This is a genomic window from Methyloversatilis sp. NSM2, from assembly GCF_038066675.1.
In the GTDB taxonomy this organism is placed as follows: domain Bacteria; phylum Pseudomonadota; class Gammaproteobacteria; order Burkholderiales; family Rhodocyclaceae; genus Methyloversatilis; species Methyloversatilis discipulorum_A.
Window position 1 is genome coordinate 91,706 of record NZ_JBBUKV010000006.1, and the last position, 19,502, is coordinate 111,207.

Here is a 19,502-nt window from a genome sequence, read left to right on the forward strand (position 1 = left end):
TGAAAAAGACCCGGTACATGCGGCGCAGGAGGAGCCGCCCCGCATGTACCGGCCAAGGTGAGGACGGTGTGCGCCGCCCCTTCAGCGCTGGCCCGCGCGGACTCGGGCCAGTGTGTGCCTGTAACGCGCCCAGACGTAGGCGTCCATGACCATGACGGCATAGACAAAAAAGCCGCCGGCATGGCGCCCGACGAATGAATGCTCGGGCGTCGTCATGTGCCAGCTGACGACGCCGAGGCTGAGCGCGAAGAACAGCATGATCCACGCCCGCACCAGCATGCCGTTCAGCACCTGCCCCATGCCAGGCAGCAGCAGCGCGGCGGCGAGCACGAAGAACGGATGCGGCGGACGGGATGGTGTCGATACGCTTGCGGAAGTCATGCTGCCTTCTCCAGTTTCGTAAGCTTCAGCGACGAAGCGATGCGCAGTGCGGCGTCGAGCAGCGGCTGCAACAGCTCCGGCTCGACGCGCGTCTCGTCCGGCAGCAGCGAGCGCAGCACCAGGTAGTGCGCGCGCTGTACGCCACCGACGCGGAACACGATGCGCACGCCGCGCGGGCTCACCAGCAGTTCCTTGAACGAGGGCTCGTCGATCAGGCTGCCAGCCGCTTCGCGCAGTGCACCCAGCGGCGGCCGCCAGCCGGCCGGGCTGACCTTGGCGATCTGGTGAACCGGCCAGTCGGCGGGCAGATCGATGCGCTCGTCCATGCTGTCCGAGGCCGACCAGAACTCGATGTTCTGCGGCCGCATCAGCAGGTCGAAACGGCCGCCCACCGGCAGCGGCGTGCGCAGCGTCACCGACAGCCACAGCGAGGGCACCTTGCGGTAGCCGACGTGATCGAGCATGGCCTGCAGCTCGAACTGCGCACCGCCGTAGCGGCCGCTCAGGCGCGGGTACTCCGCCCCCGAATCGGCCACGCCGACGGCGTCGAACATGCCGGCACAGTGGTCGAACACCGCCGCACGCTCGTCGCGGAACTGCCGCTGCGTGCGCCGCTGCCACCACGCGAACAGTCCGCCGCCGAGCAGCAGCGCCGCCATCGTCGCGACCGTCATCAGTAGCCCTTGGGACGCGGCCACGGCATCGTGAATTGTTCGCCGCGCTTCACGTAGGGATAGCGACGCACGACGAACCAGATCGACACCAGGATGTAGAAAGCCATGATGGACAGCAGCGAGGTGCCGTAGCCCAGATAGGTCGCGAAGTAGGTCGCGCCGCACAGCAGGCCGAGCACGATGCAGGGCAGCGGGTGGTAGGGATGCACGTAACCACGCTCGATCGACCCCAGCGGCCACAGCCGGCGGAAGCGCACGATGTTGAAGGACATGAAGGTGTAACCCAGCAGGCCCGACAGGATGGAGAAGGTGATCACCTGATCGAGCAGCCCGGTAAAGGCGAAGGACACGGCGATCGGGATCAGGAACAGGATGGCGCGGTAGGGCGTGCGGTAGCGCGGATGCACGGCGCCGAACCAGTGCGGCATGTAGCGGTCGCGCGACATCGAGAACCAGGCGCGCGAGGCGTCGTTGATGCAGCCGTTGGCCGACGCGATGGCCGCGAACATGGTGCCGATGAACAGGATCACCTCCAGCTCGACATTGCCGGTCAGTCGCGCGGCGTCGTAAAGCGGCGTGGTCGCCTGGCCCAGGTATTCCCACGGGATGAGACCGGTGCAGATGTACCAGGTCAGCGAAGCCGCGATCAGCAGCGTCATCATGCCGCCCATCGTGCCGAGCGGAATCGAGCGGCCGGCCGAGCGCACTTCTTCCGCCGCCTGGCAGGTGCCTTCGATGCCGAGGTAGTACCACATGCCGAACTGCAGCGAGGCGAGCACGCCGATCCAGCCGTAGGGCAGATCGGTCAGCAGTTCGCTGTGGCGCAGCACGCTTTCGCCGCCGGCGATGCCGGTGGTGCTGAAGAACAGCACCAGGATGGCAAGCACGGCGAAGGCGGTGATGACGAAGTTCACCGTCAGCGTCATGAACACGCCGCGGTAGTTCAGCCAGGCGAGGAAGGCGATCGTCAGCACCACGAAGGGCTTGGGATCGAGCTCGGCGCCGTACTGCGCAGCCACCGCATGCAGCAGGTCACCGACCACCAGCGCGTCGGCCGCCTCCAGCATGGTGTAAGCCATCACCAGATAGAGGCCGACGTTGAAGGCCATCAAGGGCCCGATGATGTGCTTGGCCTGCGTGTACTGACCGCCGGCCGCGGCGACCGTTGAGGTCACCTCGGAATCGATCATCGCCACACAGGTATAGAGCAGACCGATCACCCAGCAGGCGATCAGCGCGCCGTAGGCGCCGCCCTTTGCCACCGAGAAGTTCCAGCCCATGTACTCGCCGACCAGCACGATCCCGACGCCCAGTGCCCATACGTGCACCGGGCCCAACACTTTCAGCAGTGAAATCTTCTCCTGCTTCCCTGCCGCTGCAGTTGCAGTTCCCATCTTGTTCTCCCGTCTTCACGCACGCCGTTGTGCGTGGTTCGAACCACTGATCACTCGTCGCCTTCGCGCGAGCTGAGCAGGAAGTCTTCGCCATAGGTGGTGCTGACGAAGCGCGCATCGACCAGCATCCAGCCGATCAGCACGATCGAAATGCCCCAGGCCGCGTATTCCAGTGCCGTCCAGAAATCCATGACTCAGTCCTCCTTGCCGGCGCGCGGGCCGAAGCGCTCGTTGATGACTTCGCGGTACTCGCGGTCGGACACCTTGAGCACGAAGAAGAAGTAGATGGCGATCACGGCGACGGTGATGCCCAGCGACCAGGGTTCGATCTCGTAGCTGAACTTCTTGCTGACGATGGGCTCGGCCGTTTCGGCATCGAAGCCGAGCTTCTGCCACTGCGCGGCCATCGTTTCGTTCTGCTTCATCGCCTCCCAGGTCGCGACCGGCTTGTCGACAGGCGCTTCCGATTCGGCTGCAGTGCCGCCGAGCAGCAGCGGCGCGAGCAGGCTCAGATAGACCAGGGCGAGCACGACCATGGCGTCGACGAACTGACCGAAGCCCTTCTGCACAGGGGGTTTGTAGGCGTTGCGGGACATGTGTGCACTCCTCAGCCGATGTCGACGTGAGCCGGGCGCAGTGCGGCCTTGCGGGCACGGGCGCGGTGTTCGTCGAGGTGGTGGATGTCGATGCCGTAGATGTGCTCGCGGTCTTCGGCGTAATGACGAAGCATGGCGATCACCGATGCCGTGTTGAACAGCAGTACGAGCGAGCCTGCCACGGTCAGCACGATGCCGACGGGCGAGCCGAGGAAGCCGTGTGGTACGGCGAGGTACACATAGCCCAGCGCAAGCCACAGTCCGAGCAGGGCGCCCAGAGACATGGCCTTGTCCCGACCGAACATGCTGTTGATGCGGCGTTCGAGCGCGGGACTTACGGGGTGTTTGCTTTTGCTTTGATCCATCTTGCTCTCCTCCTTTATGGGTGCATTTTTTGATGGGATGAAATCGTCAGCAGCAGATGTGGAACGTCGGATGTGCGGTGGTGGGATCTCCTCGGGAAAGTGTCTGTAGGTGTTGCGTTGTTCAGGCCTGTGACTTCGAAAAGAGCTGGATCACGGCGACCCCGCTCACGATAAGGGCGATGCCCGCGAGCGCTGCCGTATCGAGTCGCTGGCCGAATGCGATGAGGCCGATTATTGATATCGCGACGATGCCGACGCCCGACCACACCGCGTAGGCGATGCCGATCGGTATGGTCTTCAGCGACAGCGACATCAGCGAAAACGCGATGACGTAACCGACGACCGTGAACGCCAGAGGCAGCGGACGTGACAGGCCCTCGACCTGCTTGAGCGCACTCGTTGCTATGACTTCGGCAACGATGGCGCCCAGCAGGAAGAGCCAGCCGGTCACGTCCGCAGACTCCTCATGGCGGCGTGGATCAGTAGCCGTTGTGGCCCGGGATCCAGCTGGTGCCTGCCAGCGGGATGCGCGCCATGGCGGCGGCTTCCAGCGTCAGGGCGACCAGATCTTCGCGCTCCAGGTGATGCACGTTCTGCTTGCCGCAGGCACGAGCGATCGTGGTCAGTTCCATGTTCAGCGTCTTCAGGTAGTTCTTGACGCGACGGGCACCGACATCCGGCTGCAGGCGCTGTTCGAGCACCGAATCCTGCGTGGTCACGCCGACCGGGCACTTGCCGGTATGGCAGTGGTGGCAGAAGCCGGGCGTGGTGCCGAGCGCGTCGTAACCTTCCAGCGCCGACATGTGCTGACCGTTCTGGATATAGGTTTCCGAGTTACAGCCAAGCGCGTACAGGATGCCCTGGCCGATCGCGACCGCATCGGCGCCCATGGCCAGCGCCTTGGCGACGTCTGCGCCGCTGCGGATGCCGCCGGACACGATGAGCTGCACTTCGCCCTTCATGTTCAGGTCTTCCAGCGCATCGACCGCCTGGCGGACTGCAGCCAGCGTCGGGATGCCGATGTGTTCGATGTAGCAGGTCTGCGTCGCCGCGGTGCCGCCCTGCATGCCATCGACCACCACCACGTCGGCGCCGGCATGGACAGCCAGCTTGACGTCGTTGAAGGTGCGGGTGGCACCGACCTTCACGTAGATCGGCTTTTCCCAGTCGGTCAGTTCGCGCAGTTCCTGGATCTTGATTGCCAGATCGTCCGGACCGGTCCAGTCCGGGTGACGGCAGGCCGAGCGCTGGTCGACGCCTTGCGGCAGCGTGCGCATCTTGGCCACGCGCGGGTTCACCTTCTGGCCCAGCAGCATGCCGCCGCCGCCCGGCTTGGCGCCCTGGCCGATCACCACTTCGATGGCGTCGGCGCGACGCACGTCGTCCGGGTTGAAGCCGTAACGCGACGGCAGGCACTGATACACCAGCGTCTTCGACGAGTTGCGCTCTTCCGGCGTCATGCCGCCGTCACCGGTGGTCGTGGTGGTGCCCATCTCGGTGGCGGCACGGCCCAGCGATTCCTTCACGTTGGCCGACAGCGCGCCGAAGCTCATGCCGGCGACGGTGATCGGGATGTCCAGCTCGAGCGGCTTCTTGGCGAAGCGGGTGCCGAGAATGGTCTTGGTGACGCACTTCTCGCGATAGCCTTCGAGCGGGTAACGCGACAGCGAACCGGCGAGGAAGACCAGGTCGTCGAAATGCGGCAGCTTGCGCTTGGCGCCCATGCCGCGGATTTCGTACAGGCCGTGCGCCGCGGCGTTCTGGATGTAGTCGATGACGCTGCGGTCGAAGCTGGCGGACTCCTCGCGGGAGACGCGCTTGAACGATACGGGTTTGATGTCCATGTTGAGTCCTTGATGTATCCGTGTCTGCACCGGAGGAAGCACCGGGTCGTCCCTGGCTTCCTCGCCGCCCCTCGGGGCCCGGAGCGGCATCGCCGCTCCGTGTGGGTCAATACTCCTGGTTCGCGTCGGCGTTCCAGTGGTACAGGGAACGCGCGGAAGCGATGCGCTTGAAGCTCTTCGGGTCGTGCTCGAGACCGGCCTTGGACAGCAGTTCGGCCAGCGTCGCGTAGTCGGCGTCGGTCATGTCCTCGAAACGTGCATCGGCACCGAGCGACTTGACGTTGCCGCGCAGGTAGATGACCGCTTCGTACAGCGAGTCGCCGAGCGCGTCGCCGGCGTCGCCACAGATGACCATGTGGCCGGCCTGGGCCATGAAGCCCGAGAAGCTGCCGACGCTGCCGCCGACGACGATGTCGCCGCCCTTCAGCGAGATGCCGCAGCGCAGGCCGGCGTCACCGTCGATCACCAGCAGACCGCCGTGGGCGGTGGCGCCAGCGCCGTTCGAGGCGAAACCCTTCACATGCACGGTGCCGCTCATCATGTTCTCGGCCACGCCGGTGCCGGCGCTGCCGTGGATGACGACGCGGGCGTGCTTGTTCATGCCGGCGGCGTAGTAACCCGCATGGCCATGCACCTCGACCGTGACCGGCTGGTTCAGGCCGACTGCGATGTTGTGCGCGCCGTCCGGGTTCAGCACCGAAATGTGGCGCTTGTCACCCTCCTCAAGACCCTTGTGCAGGAAGGTGTTCATCTCGGTCAGCGACGAGCTGGCGAGATCAAAGGTCATGCGTTCCATACGTACATCTCCTCGGGCGCGGGTTCGAACACGTTGGCGTGCTTGACGCCAGGCAGGTGGGCCAGCGAACGGAACTCCGACGCGATCGCGACGTAGTCGTCGGTTTCGGCCACAACAGCGGGCTTGCAGGCGAAGGGGTCGCGGATCAGCGCGAGCTTGTCCGGCGTACCCATCAGGAAGGTGAAGAAGCCGTCCAGTTCGTCGAAGCCCTTCTGCAGCGCGACTTCCAGGTCGTCGCCTTCACGCAGACGCCATTCGAGGAAGCGGCAGGCGGCTTCGGTGTCGTTGTCGGTTTCGAAGTGGATGCCGGCCGGCGTCAGCTTGCGGCGGATCGAGTTCGGGTTCGACAGCGAACCGTTGTGCACCAGGCAGAAGTCTTCGCCGGCGGTGAAGGGGTGTGCGCGATCCGGCGTCACGGCCGATTCGGTCGCCATGCGGGTGTGACCCACCAGGTGCGAACCCTTCATCGACTTGAAGTCGTAGCGGTCCGCAACCTGCGCCGGCGTGCCGATGTCCTTGTACAGGTCGATGGTGCGACCGGTGCTCAGGATGTGCAGCTTCGGATGGTTCTCGCGCAGCCAGCGCTTGACCAGCTCCGGCGACACCGCGAACGACAGCACGGCGTGGTTGTGCTTGACGTCGATGTGCGCGTCGACATCGAGGTGTTCCTTCAGCGCGTGCGTCAGGCCGTGCCAGTTGAAGTCCGCACCGTCGTCGGTGAGGCCCGAGTACAGGCTCAGCTTGCGCGAATTTTCAGCCAGCGTATCGCCGAAAACGGCCAGACCCGCCGAGTCCGGGCCGCGTTCGGTCATGCCGATCAGCATGGGCACCATCAGCTCGCCCAGGCGTTCCTTCAATGCCGGTGTCTTGACCAGCAAACCCACGATTCCACACATAACAGTTCTCCGGGGATGATCAGAAGAATTCGAGGTAGCTGTTCACTTCCCAATCGGAAACGTGACGCATGTACTCGACCCACTCCATATGCTTGAGGCGCAGGAACTCGTCGACGACCGGACCCAGAGCACCACGGATCACTTCGTCCTTTTCGAGCGCCACCAGCGCCTCGTGCAGGTTCTGCGGCAGTACGCGGATGCCGGCCGCGTCGAGCTGGGCCTGGCTGTAGTCGTACAGGTTGTCGTTCTGCGGCGCGCCCGGATCGAGCTCGTTGTTCACCCCGTCCATGCCGGCGGCGATGACCGCGGCCGTCGCGAGGTAAGCGTTGCAGGAAGCGTCCGGCAGGCGCAGTTCCAGGCGACCGCCCGGGCTGCGGATCATGCCGCTGCGGTTGTTGCCGCCGTAGCAGATGTAGGCCGGTGCCCAGGTGGCGCCGGTCAGCGAGCGGCCGACCACCAGGCGCTTGTACGAGTTGACCGTCGGGCAGCACAGCGCAGCCAGTGCCGGCGCGTGCTTGAGCAGGCCGGCGGCCCAGTGGTAGGCGAGCTTGGAAAGGGCGAGGCCGTTCTTGTCCGACTTGTCCTCGAACAGGTTGCGCTTTCCGTCACCGATGCTCATGTGCATGTGCAGGCCGTTGCCCGGGCGGTTCGAGAACGGCTTGGGCATGAAGGAGCAGATCAGGCCCAGTTCGGCGGCGATCTCGGCGGCACCCATCTTGAAGAAGGTGTAGTGGTCGCAGGAGGTCAGCGCGTCGGTGAAGGTGTAGTTGATCTCGAACTGGCCGTTCGCGTCTTCGTGGTCGATCTGATAGACGTCGATGCCGACCGCGCGCAGCGATTCGGACAGGCGCTCGAGGAAGACGCGGGCGCGCGACAGGCCCTTGTAGTCGTAACAGGGCTTGGACAGCGTGTCGCCCGGGTCGGCCGGCAGGATCTTGCCTTCGACCTTGCGCAGCAGCGAGAACTCCGGCTCCATGCCGGTGAAGAAGGTCCAGCCGCGTGCGGTGATCTGTTCCAGCTGCTTCTTCAGCACGACGCGGGTGTCGTACTCGTGCGGCTTGCCATGGGTGTGACCGTCACAGGCGATGCGGGCATAGCCCGGTTGCCAGGGCACCAGCGACAGCGTCGACGCGTCGCCGACGGCCATGTAGTCGGCGTCGACATTGGGCGTCATGCCCATGCCCCAGATCGCGAAACCGGCGAAGCCGGCGCCATCCGTGACCACGGTTTTGTAGTGCTCGGCCGGAACCGACTTCGTCTTGGCCGAACCGTGGATATCCACGAACTGCGCGAGGATGTACTTGACCTCGTTTTCCTTCAGGAACTGCTGTGCTTCGCTGGGTGACATCACATTCCTCCCTGTCCAAACGGCTCTGATCCCACTGATTTGCGTCAGCTTCGATGACGCGCTCTTTGCTTGTTATTGCTGTGCAATCCGCCCGAGTGCATCGAGGCCGACCGCTCCACCTCCGAGATCCGCAGCCACCTCGACCAGCGTGGCCCACAGATAGCCGCCGTAGGTGCCGTCGCACCACAGGCGGAAATACGTGCCGTCGGCGCCGTCGAGCGCGATCGCGGTGACGCCGACGCCGACCATCGACGTCATCACCAGCGGCTGCGCGCTCGGCGACAGGCTGGCGAAATCGAAGGCGCAGGTCTGGCGGGTCAGTTCGATCGCGTTGCGGCCGGTAATCACCAGCGCGGCGTCGTAGCGCGGCACCGGATAGACGCCAGCGCTCGGCGCGGTGGCGAGCATCGTGGCGGCGCGACTGCCGCCGGCGACGTCCTCGACCAGGAACTCGGTATTGCCCATGCGCAGCACCAGCGTGCCGTCATCGAGGCGCAGATAGCTGTTCGGCCGTTCCGGCGTGGCGATGCCGAGCGCGTTGAGCCAGACGGCGGCGCCCGGTCCCTTGACGCCGGCACGGCGGCGGAACGACAGGTCGCCGATACCGGCAAGCGGCACACGTGCTGCGTCGGCCGAACCGTAGGCGGCGACGCTCTGCATCGTCTCGACCTGGGTCCACTTCGCCGCGTGCGGCGCCTGTTCGTCGAACAGCGGACTGATGCGAGTAGGGGCGAAGGGGGCGTTCATTCGATTTCCTTCTGGCGTTCGTCTTTCGGGTCGAAGAAGGGCGTGCTGCAGACCTCGGCCGCGACCATGCTGCCGTCGGTGATGCGGATCGAGAACGGCGTACCCGGCTCGGTCATGCTGGGCAGCACGAAGGCCAGACCGATGTAGCGACCGACGTGCGGGCTCCACGAAATGCTGGTCACGCGGCCGGCGATGTCACCGTTCTCGATGATCAGGTGGCATTCCTTGGGCACTTCGCCGCTGTAGTTCTCGGCCAGGCGGAAGCCGACCAGCTTGCGCTTGAGCGGCATCTTCTTGACGATCTGCAGCGAGCGCTTGCCGGTGAAGAAAGGCTTGTCGAGCTTGACCGCCCAGTCCATGCCGACCTCGAACGGGTTGGTCAGGCCGTCGGTGTCCTGGCTCACGATCAGATGGCCCTTTTCCAGGCGCAGCAGACGCTGGGCCTCGACACCGAAGGGACCGATGCCGGCGCCTTCACCCGCCTTCATCAGCGCGTCCCACAGCGTCGGGCCGTATTCGGCCGGCACGTGGATTTCATAGCCCCATTCGCCGACGAAACCGACGCGCATCATGCGTACCGGGATGCCGGCGACGGTTCCGCTGCGCACCGCCAGATACGGGAAGGCGGCAGACGACAGGTCCATGTCGGTCAGCTGCGCCAGCACCTTGCGCGAGGCCGGGCCGGCGAGGTTCATCGCCGAGTACGAGCCGGTCAGGTTGATCAGGCCGCAGTCCAGCTTCCACTCGATGTTCAGGCGCGACAGTTCGCGATAGACGGTGGCCGCACCCGAGCTGGTGGTCGTGAAGTAGAAGACGTCTTCGGCGATGCGCGCCACCACGCCTTCGTCGCTCAGCACGCCGGACTCGTCGCACATGACGGCGTAGCGCGTGGCGCCCACCTTCATGTTGTCGTAGCGGCCGGTGTAGCAGCGGTTCAGGAACTCGGCCGCCTGCGGACCACGGATTTCCAGCTTGCCCAGCGTGCCGACGTCGATCAGCGCGACGGCGGTGCGCACGCGGCGCGCTTCTTCACGGATACAGTCGATGCGCGACTTGCCCTCGACCGCGTAATACTCCGGACGCTCCCACGCGCCGGCCTGCATGAACACCGCACCGAGCGCGGCGTGACGGCCGTGCAGCGGCGAGTGACGCTGCGGGCTGAAGCCGCGACCGGCCAGATGCGACAGCGGCACCGGGTGGAAGAACGGGCGCGCGGTCGTGGTGCCGACCTGCTGCGGCGACTTGCCGGTCAGGCGCGCCAGGATGCGCAGCGCCGTCATGTTCGAATGCTTGCCCTGGCTCGGGCCCATGCCGACAGTCGAGAAGCGCTTCAGCAGCTCGATGTTGTCGTAGCCTTCCTGCACCGCGTTCTCGAAATCCTTCACCTGCAGATCCTCGTCGAAATCGACGAAGTTCTTGCCGTCCGGATGGGCGACGATGGGCCATGCGTGCGACGGCGATTCGGTTTCGGGCGGCACATCGACCTGGGCAGCGCTGCCGTGACCGGCGTGCGCGGCGGCGGCCAGGCCGGCGCGCTGTCCGTCGGCGATGCGCGATTCCAGCTTGAACACGCCATTGACGCGACCACAGGCGAACACGCCTTCCGGCAGCTGGTCCGGCACGAACTGCTGCAGCAGTTCGTCGAAGCGCATCTTGGTGCCGGCCTGGTACAGCAGGTTGGCAGCCGGCGCCCAGCCGGTGCTCATGGCCAGACCATCACAGGCGATGCGACGCTGCGAACCCGACACCACGCGGCCCGAGCCGTCGATGCGGCAGGCGGTAATGCCGGCCAGTTCGCCCTTGCCGTCGGCGTGCGCCTCATAGACGGCGTGGCCAGCGAGGATTTCGACACCCTTGGCGCGCAGTGCGTCAGCCTGTGCCGACGGCGGCACGCTGGCACGCATGTCGAGCACGGCGGCAACGCTGGCGCCCGCAGCGATCAGGTCGAGCGCGACGCGGTAGCCGTCGGCGTTGGCCGCCAGCACGACGGCATTGCCCGCCGGCTTCACCGCGTAGCGGTAGATCAGGCGCTGCATCGCCGAGCCGTTCATGACGCCCGGCAGGTCGTTGTTGCGGAACACCGCCGGCTGTTCGAAGGCACCACTTGCGACGATGACGGCCTTGGCGCGCATCTTCGTCATCTTGTCGGCGTCGATCAGCGGCACCCACTGGTCGGCGTAGTAGGCACCGGCGTAGGTGCCCTCGAGCAGACGGATGTTGGCGTGCGCCTTCACCTTGTCGAGCAGTGAGCGGGTGTGCTGACGGCGGACGGCATCGCCGCCGAGCTGATAGAGGCCACTGCCACCGGCGCGAGCGTTCTCGTCACAGATCACGACGCGGGCGCCGGCATCGGCGGCCGACAGCGCGGCCGACAGACCGGACGGACCGGCGCCGATCACCAGCACGTCGCAGAAGTCGTAGCGCTTGGCGGTGCGGATGTGCGGCGTCGAGAAGTCGACCACGCCAAGACCGGTGATGCGGCGGAACACGCGCTCCCACATCGGGAACAGGCGCTTGTTGTGGAAGGCCTTGTAGTAGAAGCCGACCGGCAGGAAGCGGGCGAACATGCCGAGGTGACGCGCGCGGTCATTGGCCAGACCGCCGAAGGTGTTCACCGCGGTCAGGTCCATGCCCTCGCGCACGGCGACCACGTCGCCGCGGGTGTTCAGCTTCTGGCCGTCCTGCACCATCACGTTCACGTCGTGGTTGGCCGCGGACAGGATGCCGCGCACGCGGTGGTACTTGAAGCTGCGGCCCTGGGTGCGCTGACCGGCCGCCCACAGCGCGCTGGCGATGCTGTCGCCAGCGACGGCTTCAAAGGCGCGACCTTCAAAACGGAACCGGACAGTGCGGCTGCGATCGAGCCACTCGTCGGGCATTGCGGGCAGGCGCATCACTTGTCTTCTCCATGCAGATAGGTGCGCAGCACCTTGTCCTTTTCGGTATCGCGCTCGGCGATGAACCAGGTGTTCGACGGCGTGTGGCACCACCATTCCTTCTTCACGCCAGGTGCGCCGTTGCGGTTGAACACGTAGTCGGCCCACTGCTCGTCGGTGCAGGTGTCGGCGTCGGGTGCCGGGCGGATTTCGCCCCAGTAGGCGAACTCCGAAATCGGACGCGTGCCGTTCATCGGACAGGTCATCAGTTTCATGTCGTCGTCTCCGCTCTCTGTTCGGCGCTCAGTGACCCACGCTCGCCGCACCCTTCTCGCCGGTCAGCGAGTAGTTGCGGAAGCGGTCGAGCGAGAAGCCGGTGATCAGCTCGTGCGGCTTGTCATTGACGGCGGTCCAGGCCATGGTCTTGCCACAGACCGGCGTCGCCTTGAAGCCCCAAGTACCCCAGCCGGAATCGAGATAGAAGCCTTCGACCGGAGTCAGACCCATGATGGGCGCGAAGTCCGGCGTCATGTCGGCCATGCCGGCCCACTGGCGCACCACCTTGGAATGGGACAGGAAGGGGAACATGTCGAGCAGGTGAGCGGCGAGGCCTTCCGGGAAGTCCAGCGTCGAACGCGTCGATTGCACTTCGTACGGATCGAGCGAGGCGCCCATCACCAGTTCGCCGCGGGCGCTCTGGCTGACATAGATGTGCAGGCTGCCGGACACCAGGATGGTGTCGAGCCAGGGCTTCATCGGCTCGCTCACCATGGCCTGCAGCGGATGCACGAAGATCGGCGTCTTGAAGCCCACCATGTCGGTGATGCGCGGCGTGAAGCCGGCGACCGCACAGATGACCTTGTTGGTCGAGATGAAACCCTTGGTGGTGTGTACTCCGACCACCTTGCCGCCCTTGACCTCGATGCCGGTGACTGCGGTCTGCTGGTGGATTTCCGCACCGCGCATGTCGGCGCCGCGGCCGTAACCCCAGGCCACCGCGTCGTGGCGGGCCACGGCCCCCGGCGCGTGGTACAGCGCGCCCTGGATCGGCGCATGACCGCCACAGGACAGGTCGATCTGCGGGGTCTGGCGCTTCACCTCTTCCGGGCCGACCACTTCGGACGCGATGCCGTAGTGCTTGTTCACCTCTGCACGCCAGCGCATCGTGCGCATCGCGGAGTCGGTGTGGGCCAGCGTGAAGTGGCCGCGCGTCGAATAGAAGAGGTTGAGATCGAACTCGGTCGACAGGTCCTGCCAGAGCTGGACCGACTTGTCGTAGAACTTGACGCCTTCGGGCGTCAGGTAGTTCGAGCGGATGATGGTGGTATTGCGGCCGGTGTTGCCGCCACCGATATAACCCTTTTCGAGCACCGCCACATTGGTGATGCCGTGATCACGGGCGAGGTAATAGGCGCTGGAGAGGCCGTGGCCGCCCCCTCCGATGATCACTACGTCGTACGAGGGCTTGAGCTTGTCGTGAGCAGTGAACATCCGGGGTTCCGGATGAGACTTCGACAGACCGAATCGCAATAGGCGCCAGGGCATGTGCTTTCCTGTAGTCCAGACTGAAAGGGTGTCGCTTCTGCTGCAATGCAGCGTGTTTCGGGTGAAGCAACTTTTTTTCGAATCATGAACCTTTTTGTACCCAAGTCAACTTAAATTCTTCTTATGAAACACCGCGTGTAAGATAACGGTCACAAGGGACAGGTAGAGGCCCAGTCTGGAGGCGGAAAAGCAATGAGTACACAAGACAGCGTCATGGAAGGCGAGCTGGAGCGCTACCTCGGAAACACCATCCGGGAGCTGCGCCGCGCGCACGGCCTGACGATTGCCGATATTTCGGAGCGCGCCGACATCAGCCGCGGCATGCTTTCTCGCATCGAGAACGGTCAGACCGCGACCAGCCTCGACGCGCTGTCACGCATCGCGCGCGCGCTCGGCGTGTCGCTGTCGGCGCTGTTCAAGAACTATGAGACGGAGGGCGGCGGCGCGCAGCTGATCAAGGCCGGCGAGAGCATGGAAGTGGCCCGCCGCGGTACGCGCAGCGGTCACACCTACCACCTGCTGTCCTATCACCAGGGCCCGACCAAGCTGTTCGAGCCTTTCCTGATCACGATCGAGCAGGAAAGCGAAACCTTCCCGGTGTTCGAACACCCGGGAACGGAATTCATCTACATGCTGGAAGGCCGCATCGAGTACCGGCACGGCAAGACGGTGTACGACCTGCAGCCGGGCGACGCGCTCACCTTCGACGGCAACGTGCCGCACGGCCCGGAAAAGCTGACCAAGGTGCCCATCCGCTTCCTGTCGATCACGATCTACCCGGAAGCCGGGCATGAGTGAGTGGGCAGGGGCTGGGATCGGGGGCTGGTGCGGCCCCCGACGCCTTGAAGCCCTGACCTCAGACGGCGACTTCTCGTGAAGTGATGGTGTAGCTGAAACCGGCCGGGTCGAGGCTGTCCAGGCGGCCGGCAGCGGTTTCGCCCTGCGGATACATCAGGAAGGGCACGGCGGCGCCGTTCGACCCCGGCAGTGCGATGTCGTGAGCGACGTTGTAGGCCAGCCAGTTCATTTCCCACGCGCCGAACAGTTTCATGCGCGCAGCAACGACGACATCGTCCTTCAGCGTCAGCCCCGGACGCTCTTCCAGCACCACCTTGCGCACGTCGGCCGGATCGACCGGTACCCATCCGTAACCGGCCAGCCACACCTCGGCGCGGCAGTGCTGCGCCTTCGTGATGTCGCCGCTCTTGCCCAGGCTCTTGTAGCCGAACTTCGAATCGGCCACGCGGATGCCATAGACATCGCGCGCCGGCAGCCCCACCGAGCGGGCAAGGCCGACGAACAATGCATTCAGGTCGGCGCACTTACCCGACAGGTTGCCGCTTTCCAGCATGCTGCGGATATCACCCAGGCCACAGCCGCGCGTCTTCGGATTGCGCTCGGTGTTGTCGCAGATCCACTCGTACAGCGCACGGGCACGGTCGGTGTCGGTCTTTGCGCCACGTGTCGCCTTCTGCGCGGTGTCGAGCACGATGCCGTCGGTCGGCAGCAGTTCGGTCGGCTGCGTGAACAGGCGCCGCTCGGTCGCGTCGAGCGGCGGTACCGCGCCCGGCGCAGCGAAATCGATCGCGCGGTCGCGGGTGGCGAAGCGGCTGACCACCTCGATCTCCGGCGCGGCCTGCCCGGCGCTCCACTGTGCGACCAGCATGCGTGCGCCATAGACCGTGTCCTCGGCCACACCGGCGCGCGCGGCGTTGCCGCTCCATTCGTTGCCCAGCGTGCGGATCCAGTCGTCGTTGTTCAGCGACGGCAGCGGAATCCACACCGTTACCGCCTGATCGCTTACCACCGGCGTCACCCGGGTCACCACCTCGTAGGTGCGCCAGCCACTCGCTGGCGACGGATCGAAGCCGGCCGGGGCGGCGCGCAGTGCGGCGGGCAGTGAGGCCGACAGGCCGGCCAGCGCACTGGCGTGAATGAAACGACGACGATCCATGGACATTCTCCAGACGAAATTCAATCAGCGCATCAGGCGCTGCAGCTGTTCGCGCACAGCCGATGCGTCCCAGTCGACCACGCCTTGCGCCCGCGCCACCACGCGATGCCGGCGGTCGAGCACCACGGTGTAGGGCAGCAGACGCACGCCCCACGCCTTGCTGATGCGCTGCTCGCGGTCGAACAGCAGCGGCAGTGCGACACCGGCCTGATCGAGGAAGCGGCGCGCATCGGCGTCGCGGTCGGCGACGGCAATGGTCAGCACCACAACACCGCTGTCGGCGAGCGCCTGCAGCGCCGGCATTTCTTCGCGACAGGGTTCGCACCACGACGCCCAGAAATTCACCAGCACCGGACGACCGGCGTAAGACGCGAGCCGCGTGGCAAGGTTCGCGTCGCCGCCCTGGGGCAGCGCCGTCGGCTCGACCGGCGTCAAGGCGGCCGCACAGAGCGGCGCCGAGCACAGCGCCAGCAGGCAGGCCGCCAGACGACCGGCACGCAGAACGGACCGAAACATGTGCGCACGAAGGGTGTGTCGAAGCGCGCAGTGTAGTGGCAGCGGCTCCGCATTTCATCCGCTCGGGGAGCAGGGCCACTGTCACGCCGCTGTCACCACCCCGTCACCGGCCTGCATTGGGCCGCAATGACACTGTCCACATGCGTCGCGACGATCCCCGCACCGACATCGCCTTCACCGTCGAACGCCTGCAGGCGGCGGACGAGGCATTGCGCATTGCCGTCGTGACCGAGACCTGGCCGCCCGAGGTCAATGGCGTGGCGATGAGTCTGAAGCGCATGGTGGACGGCCTGCTCGCGCGCGGTCACCGGGTGCAGCTGATCCGGCCGAAGCAGCACGCGACCGATGCGCCGCTGCGCGACGGCCCGTTGCGCGAGGTGCTGGCGCGCGGCGTGCCGATCCCGAAGTACGGCAGCCTGCGCGTCGGCCTGCCGGCCAAGCAGAAGCTCGCCCGCCTGTGGACCCTGGAGCGTCCCGACCTGGTGCACCTGGTCACCGAAGGCCCGCTCGGCTGGTCGGCGATGGCGGCGGCGCGCAAGCTCAAGCTGCCGGTCACCAGCGATTTCCGCACCAATTTCGACGCCTACAGCGCGCACTACGGCATCCGCTGGCTGAAGCGGCCGATCGCCGCCTACCTGCGCCGCTTCCACAACCTCGGCCACGCCACCTTCGTGCCGACGCAGGCGCTGCAGGCGCAGCTGACCGACTGCGGCTACCGCAATATCGAAGTCGTGTCGCGCGGCGTCGACACCGCGCTGTTCTCGCCGTCGCGTCGCAGCAAGGCGCTGCGCGCTGCCTGGGGAGCCGGCGCCGACGATCTGGTGGTCGCCTTCGTCAGCCGCCTGGCGCCGGAGAAGAACCTCGACCTGGTCGCCCGCGCGTTCGAAGCGCTGCGCCGCGAGCGGCCGGACGCACGCATGCTGTGGGTCGGCGACGGCCCGGCGCGCGAAACGCTGGCGCAGCAGTATCCGCACCACCTGTTCGCCGGCATGCGCAGCGGCGAGGATCTGGCCACTCACTACGCCAGCGCCGACCTGTTCCTGTTCGGCAGCCTGACCGAAACCTTTGGCAACGTGCTGGCCGAAGCGCTGGCCAGCGGCCTGCCGGTGGTGAGCTATGCCCAGGCGGCCGCAGCCGAACTGATAGAACCCGGCCGCAACGGCCTGCTGGCGCCGCCGGGCGACGAAGCGGCCTTCATCGAACAGACTCTGCGCGCCGGCCGCAACAACGCGCTGCGCGAGGCGATGGCGACCGGCGCACGACGCAGCGTCGAGCAGCTGGACTGGAACAGCGTCGCGGACACCTTCGCCCGCCGGCTGCGCAACGCCGTCAGCAGTGCCGAAACCCTGCGCCGGGCACGCGACGACGCCTTCTGAAGGCCTGCCGGTGCCGCTCCGGGCGCCGTATACTCGCGGTTTTCCCGCTACCGGCACGCCCTCCATGTCCGTCCTCATCTGCGGCTCCATCGCCTACGACAACATCATGGTCTTTCCGGACCGCTTCAAGCACCACATCCTGCCGGACCAGATCCACATCCTGAACGTGTCCTTCCTGGTGCCGGACATGCGGCGCGAGTTCGGCGGCTGCGCCGGCAACATCGCCTACAACCTGAAGCTGCTCGGCGGCGAACCGCTGATGATGGCCACCGTCGGTCAGGACGCCGGCCCCTATTTCGAGCGCTTCGCCGCACTCGGCATCCCGGTCACCCACGTGCGCCGCGTCGATGACGCCTTCACCGCGCAGTGCTTCATCACCACCGACCTCGACGACAACCAGATCACCGCCTTCCATCCGGGCGCGATGAGCTTTTCGCACGAGAACCGGGTCGGCGACGCGCAGGGCGTGAAACTGGGCATCGTCGCGCCCGACGGCCGCGACGGCATGCTGACGCACGCGCAGCAGTTCGCCGACGCCGGCATCCCCTTCGTGTTCGATCCGGGTCAGGGCATGCCGATGTTCAACGGCGACGACCTGCTGCATTTCCTCGAACTGGCGACCTGGTGCACGGTCAATGATTACGAGACGCGCATGCTGTGCGACCGCACCGGCCTCAGTGAAGCGCAGATCGCCGAGCGCGTCGACGCGCTGATCGTCACCCGCGGCGGCGAAGGTTCGCGCGTCTATCACGGCGGTACGGTGACCGAAGTGGCCTGCGTGCCGGCCGACGAATTGCTCGACCCGACCGGCTGCGGCGACGCCTACCGTGGCGGCCTGCTGTACGGCCTGTCGCGCGGCGCCGACGTCGTGTCGTCGGCCCGTCTGGCGTCGGTTATGGGAGCGATCAAGATCGCCAGCCGCGGCGGTCAGAACCATGCGCCGACGCGAACCGAGATCGAGCGTCGCTTCCGCGCCACCTTTGGCAGTGCGCTCGATTTCTGAACGAGAGCACGGAAACAACTGCTCACGATTGCAGCATCGCCGGTTCATTGCCGGCGCTTTAAATGGGATGGTTTGCCGGCAACGTGCCGGCAGAAATCCGACGGAGAGATGAAATGAATCGCTTGGCGCTTACCGCGCTGATGATGGCCGGCCTGGTGCTGGCCGGCTGCCAGTCCAGCCTGTCCGGTGACACCTATTCGCGCGATCAGGCGCGGCGCGAAATGTCGGTACGCATGGGGACGGTAGAAGCCGTGCGCGCGGTCACCATCGAAGGCACCAAGTCACACGTCGGCACCGCCAGCGGTGCCGCCATCGGCGGTCTGGCCGGTGGGCGCGGTTCGACCGCAGGCGCCATCGCCGGTGCAGTGGTCGGCGGCGTCGCCGGTGCATTGATCGAGGAAGGCGCGACCCGCCGATCCGGTCAGGAAATCACGATACGTCTGGACAGCGGCAACGTGATCGCCGTGGTGCAGGAAGGCGACGAGAAGTTCAACCCGGGCGACCGCGTGAAACTCGTCGGCTCCAGCGGCAATACGCGGGTCAGCCGTTACTGATGCCGGTCTGCGTGTGCGGCAGCGGCCGCGCGGCGGACGCCTGCTGCGCGCGCTTCCATGCCGGTGAACCGGCACCGACACCGGAGGCGCTGATGCGCTCGCGCTACAGCGCCTTCGTACTCGATCTGCGCGAGTACCTGCTGGCCACTTGGCACCCGACGACGCGCCCCGCTGCGTTGCCGCCGCCCGAGCCTGGCCTGAAATGGCTCGGGCTGGAGGTGAAGCGCAGCACGCTGCAGGACGCCGATCGCGGCACGGTCGAATTCGTCGCCCGCAGCAAGCTGGGCGGACGGGCGCACCGCCTGCACGAAAACAGCCGTTTCGTGCGGGAGAACGGGCGCTGGTACTACGTCGATGGAGATTTCGCGCGCTGAGCGCGACGGACGGGCGGAGATTCCATATTCAGGGGTCAGCGCTGCTGTCCTGCTGAAAACCCGACGATCCTGCGCACCTTGGGGAGCGGCCTTCCGACCGCAACTGCGCCTGTCATCGTCGGCAACACAGGTTTGCGCACTGTCGCGGTCGGAAGACCCCTCCTTGTATTGTCTTTACCTCCCGAGGGGCACCTCGGGACGAGCAGGTGGATGCCGCACCCCTCCTTGGGCTTATCGCACGTTCTGTAGATTTTGCAGCGCCT

Annotated in this window: 22 protein-coding genes; 5 read left to right on the plus strand and 17 right to left on the minus strand. The window is 65.9% G+C overall.

The genetic code is table 11. From position 1 onward, the window contains the following. Positions 1-81: 81 nt before the first annotated feature. From WJU27_RS14000 to WJU27_RS14070, 15 genes are all read right to left on the minus strand, one after another. Positions 82-381, minus strand: coding sequence for a hypothetical protein (locus WJU27_RS14000; protein ID WP_020163147.1), 300 nt, complete (start codon positions 379-381; stop codon positions 82-84). Further along, positions 378-1,055, minus strand: a complete 678-nt coding sequence (locus WJU27_RS14005) for a hypothetical protein (RefSeq protein ID WP_341422504.1) — start codon at positions 1,053-1,055, stop codon at positions 378-380. Before WJU27_RS14005 ends, WJU27_RS14000 begins: the two co-directional genes overlap by 4 nt. Next, positions 1,055-2,449 carry an APC family permease gene (locus tag WJU27_RS14010; protein ID WP_024300674.1) on the minus strand — a complete coding sequence of 465 codons (1,395 nt, stop codon included), beginning with the start codon at positions 2,447-2,449 and terminating at the stop codon, positions 1,055-1,057. The genes WJU27_RS14005 and WJU27_RS14010 overlap by 1 nt, the downstream gene beginning before the upstream one ends. A gap of 50 nt (positions 2,450-2,499) precedes the next feature. Beyond that, positions 2,500-2,640, minus strand: coding sequence for a hypothetical protein (locus WJU27_RS14015; RefSeq protein WP_020163145.1), 141 nt, complete (start codon positions 2,638-2,640; stop codon positions 2,500-2,502). Positions 2,641-2,643: 3 nt separating this feature from the next. Next, positions 2,644-3,045, minus strand: a complete 402-nt coding sequence (locus WJU27_RS14020; RefSeq protein WP_341422505.1) for a hypothetical protein — start codon at positions 3,043-3,045, stop codon at positions 2,644-2,646. An 11-nt stretch (positions 3,046-3,056) separates the two neighbouring features. After that, positions 3,057-3,410, minus strand: coding sequence for a hypothetical protein (locus WJU27_RS14025; RefSeq protein ID WP_020163143.1), 354 nt, complete (start codon positions 3,408-3,410; stop codon positions 3,057-3,059). A gap of 121 nt (positions 3,411-3,531) precedes the next feature. Then, entirely contained in the window at positions 3,532-3,861 is a 330-nt protein-coding gene (locus WJU27_RS14030) for a DMT family transporter (RefSeq protein WP_020163142.1), read from the minus strand. Between the two features lie 28 nt (positions 3,862-3,889). Then, positions 3,890-5,254: an FMN-binding glutamate synthase family protein gene (locus tag WJU27_RS14035; RefSeq protein ID WP_019915620.1), complete on the minus strand. Its 1,365-nt coding sequence runs from the start codon at positions 5,252-5,254 to the stop codon at positions 3,890-3,892. Positions 5,255-5,360: 106 nt separating this feature from the next. Further along, positions 5,361-6,050: a protein glxC gene (locus WJU27_RS14040; protein WP_019915621.1), complete on the minus strand. Its 690-nt coding sequence runs from the start codon at positions 6,048-6,050 to the stop codon at positions 5,361-5,363. Then, the gene (locus WJU27_RS14045; RefSeq protein ID WP_020163141.1) at positions 6,038-6,946 is read right to left on the minus strand and encodes a class II glutamine amidotransferase; all 909 of its coding nucleotides are present in this window, start codon (positions 6,944-6,946) and stop codon (positions 6,038-6,040) included. Before WJU27_RS14045 ends, WJU27_RS14040 begins: the two co-directional genes overlap by 13 nt. Before the next feature lie 19 nt (positions 6,947-6,965). Next, the gene (glnT, locus tag WJU27_RS14050; protein ID WP_341422506.1) at positions 6,966-8,294 is read right to left on the minus strand and encodes a type III glutamate--ammonia ligase; all 1,329 of its coding nucleotides are present in this window, start codon (positions 8,292-8,294) and stop codon (positions 6,966-6,968) included. A 72-nt stretch (positions 8,295-8,366) separates the two neighbouring features. Next, positions 8,367-9,041, minus strand: a complete 675-nt coding sequence (locus tag WJU27_RS14055) for a methylglutamate dehydrogenase (protein ID WP_304012679.1) — start codon at positions 9,039-9,041, stop codon at positions 8,367-8,369. Then, positions 9,038-11,935 (minus strand): 2Fe-2S iron-sulfur cluster-binding protein, encoded by a 2,898-nt coding sequence (locus tag WJU27_RS14060; protein ID WP_341422507.1) that lies wholly within the window; start codon positions 11,933-11,935, stop codon positions 9,038-9,040. The genes WJU27_RS14055 and WJU27_RS14060 overlap by 4 nt, the downstream gene beginning before the upstream one ends. Further along, on the minus strand, positions 11,935-12,192 hold the full coding sequence (locus WJU27_RS14065) for a sarcosine oxidase subunit delta (RefSeq protein ID WP_019915629.1): 258 nt from the start codon (positions 12,190-12,192) through the stop codon (positions 11,935-11,937). Before WJU27_RS14065 ends, WJU27_RS14060 begins: the two co-directional genes overlap by 1 nt. A gap of 28 nt (positions 12,193-12,220) precedes the next feature. Then, the gene (locus WJU27_RS14070; protein WP_024300675.1) at positions 12,221-13,462 is read right to left on the minus strand and encodes an FAD-dependent oxidoreductase; all 1,242 of its coding nucleotides are present in this window, start codon (positions 13,460-13,462) and stop codon (positions 12,221-12,223) included. Between the two features lie 213 nt (positions 13,463-13,675). Here WJU27_RS14070 and WJU27_RS14075 point away from each other — a divergent pair, with 213 nt between their 5' ends. Further along, the gene (locus tag WJU27_RS14075; RefSeq protein WP_019915631.1) at positions 13,676-14,260 is read left to right on the plus strand and encodes a helix-turn-helix domain-containing protein; all 585 of its coding nucleotides are present in this window, start codon (positions 13,676-13,678) and stop codon (positions 14,258-14,260) included. Positions 14,261-14,318: 58 nt separating this feature from the next. Here the strand turns inward: WJU27_RS14075 and WJU27_RS14080 are convergent, their stop codons facing one another. After that, the gene (locus WJU27_RS14080; protein ID WP_341422508.1) at positions 14,319-15,416 is read right to left on the minus strand and encodes a transglutaminase-like domain-containing protein; all 1,098 of its coding nucleotides are present in this window, start codon (positions 15,414-15,416) and stop codon (positions 14,319-14,321) included. Positions 15,417-15,440: 24 nt separating this feature from the next. After that, positions 15,441-15,932, minus strand: coding sequence for a TlpA family protein disulfide reductase (locus WJU27_RS14085; RefSeq protein ID WP_020163134.1), 492 nt, complete (start codon positions 15,930-15,932; stop codon positions 15,441-15,443). 140 nt (positions 15,933-16,072) lie between these two features. Between WJU27_RS14085 and WJU27_RS14090 the strand changes: the two genes are divergently transcribed. The 4 genes from WJU27_RS14090 to WJU27_RS14105 all read left to right on the plus strand — a co-directional run bounded on the left by WJU27_RS14090 (position 16,073) and on the right by WJU27_RS14105 (position 19,239). Next, complete coding sequence (locus WJU27_RS14090; protein ID WP_341422509.1) at positions 16,073-17,308, plus strand: glycosyltransferase family 4 protein; 1,236 nt, start codon at positions 16,073-16,075, stop codon at positions 17,306-17,308. Between the two features lie 64 nt (positions 17,309-17,372). Next, positions 17,373-18,311, plus strand: a complete 939-nt coding sequence (locus WJU27_RS14095) for a carbohydrate kinase family protein (RefSeq protein WP_341422510.1) — start codon at positions 17,373-17,375, stop codon at positions 18,309-18,311. Between the two features lie 113 nt (positions 18,312-18,424). After that, positions 18,425-18,865 (plus strand): outer membrane lipoprotein, encoded by a 441-nt coding sequence (locus WJU27_RS14100; protein WP_020163131.1) that lies wholly within the window; start codon positions 18,425-18,427, stop codon positions 18,863-18,865. Next, positions 18,865-19,239: a YchJ family protein gene (locus tag WJU27_RS14105; RefSeq protein ID WP_341422511.1), complete on the plus strand. Its 375-nt coding sequence runs from the start codon at positions 18,865-18,867 to the stop codon at positions 19,237-19,239. The genes WJU27_RS14100 and WJU27_RS14105 overlap by 1 nt, the downstream gene beginning before the upstream one ends. The last annotated feature ends 263 nt before the right edge of the window (positions 19,240-19,502 follow it).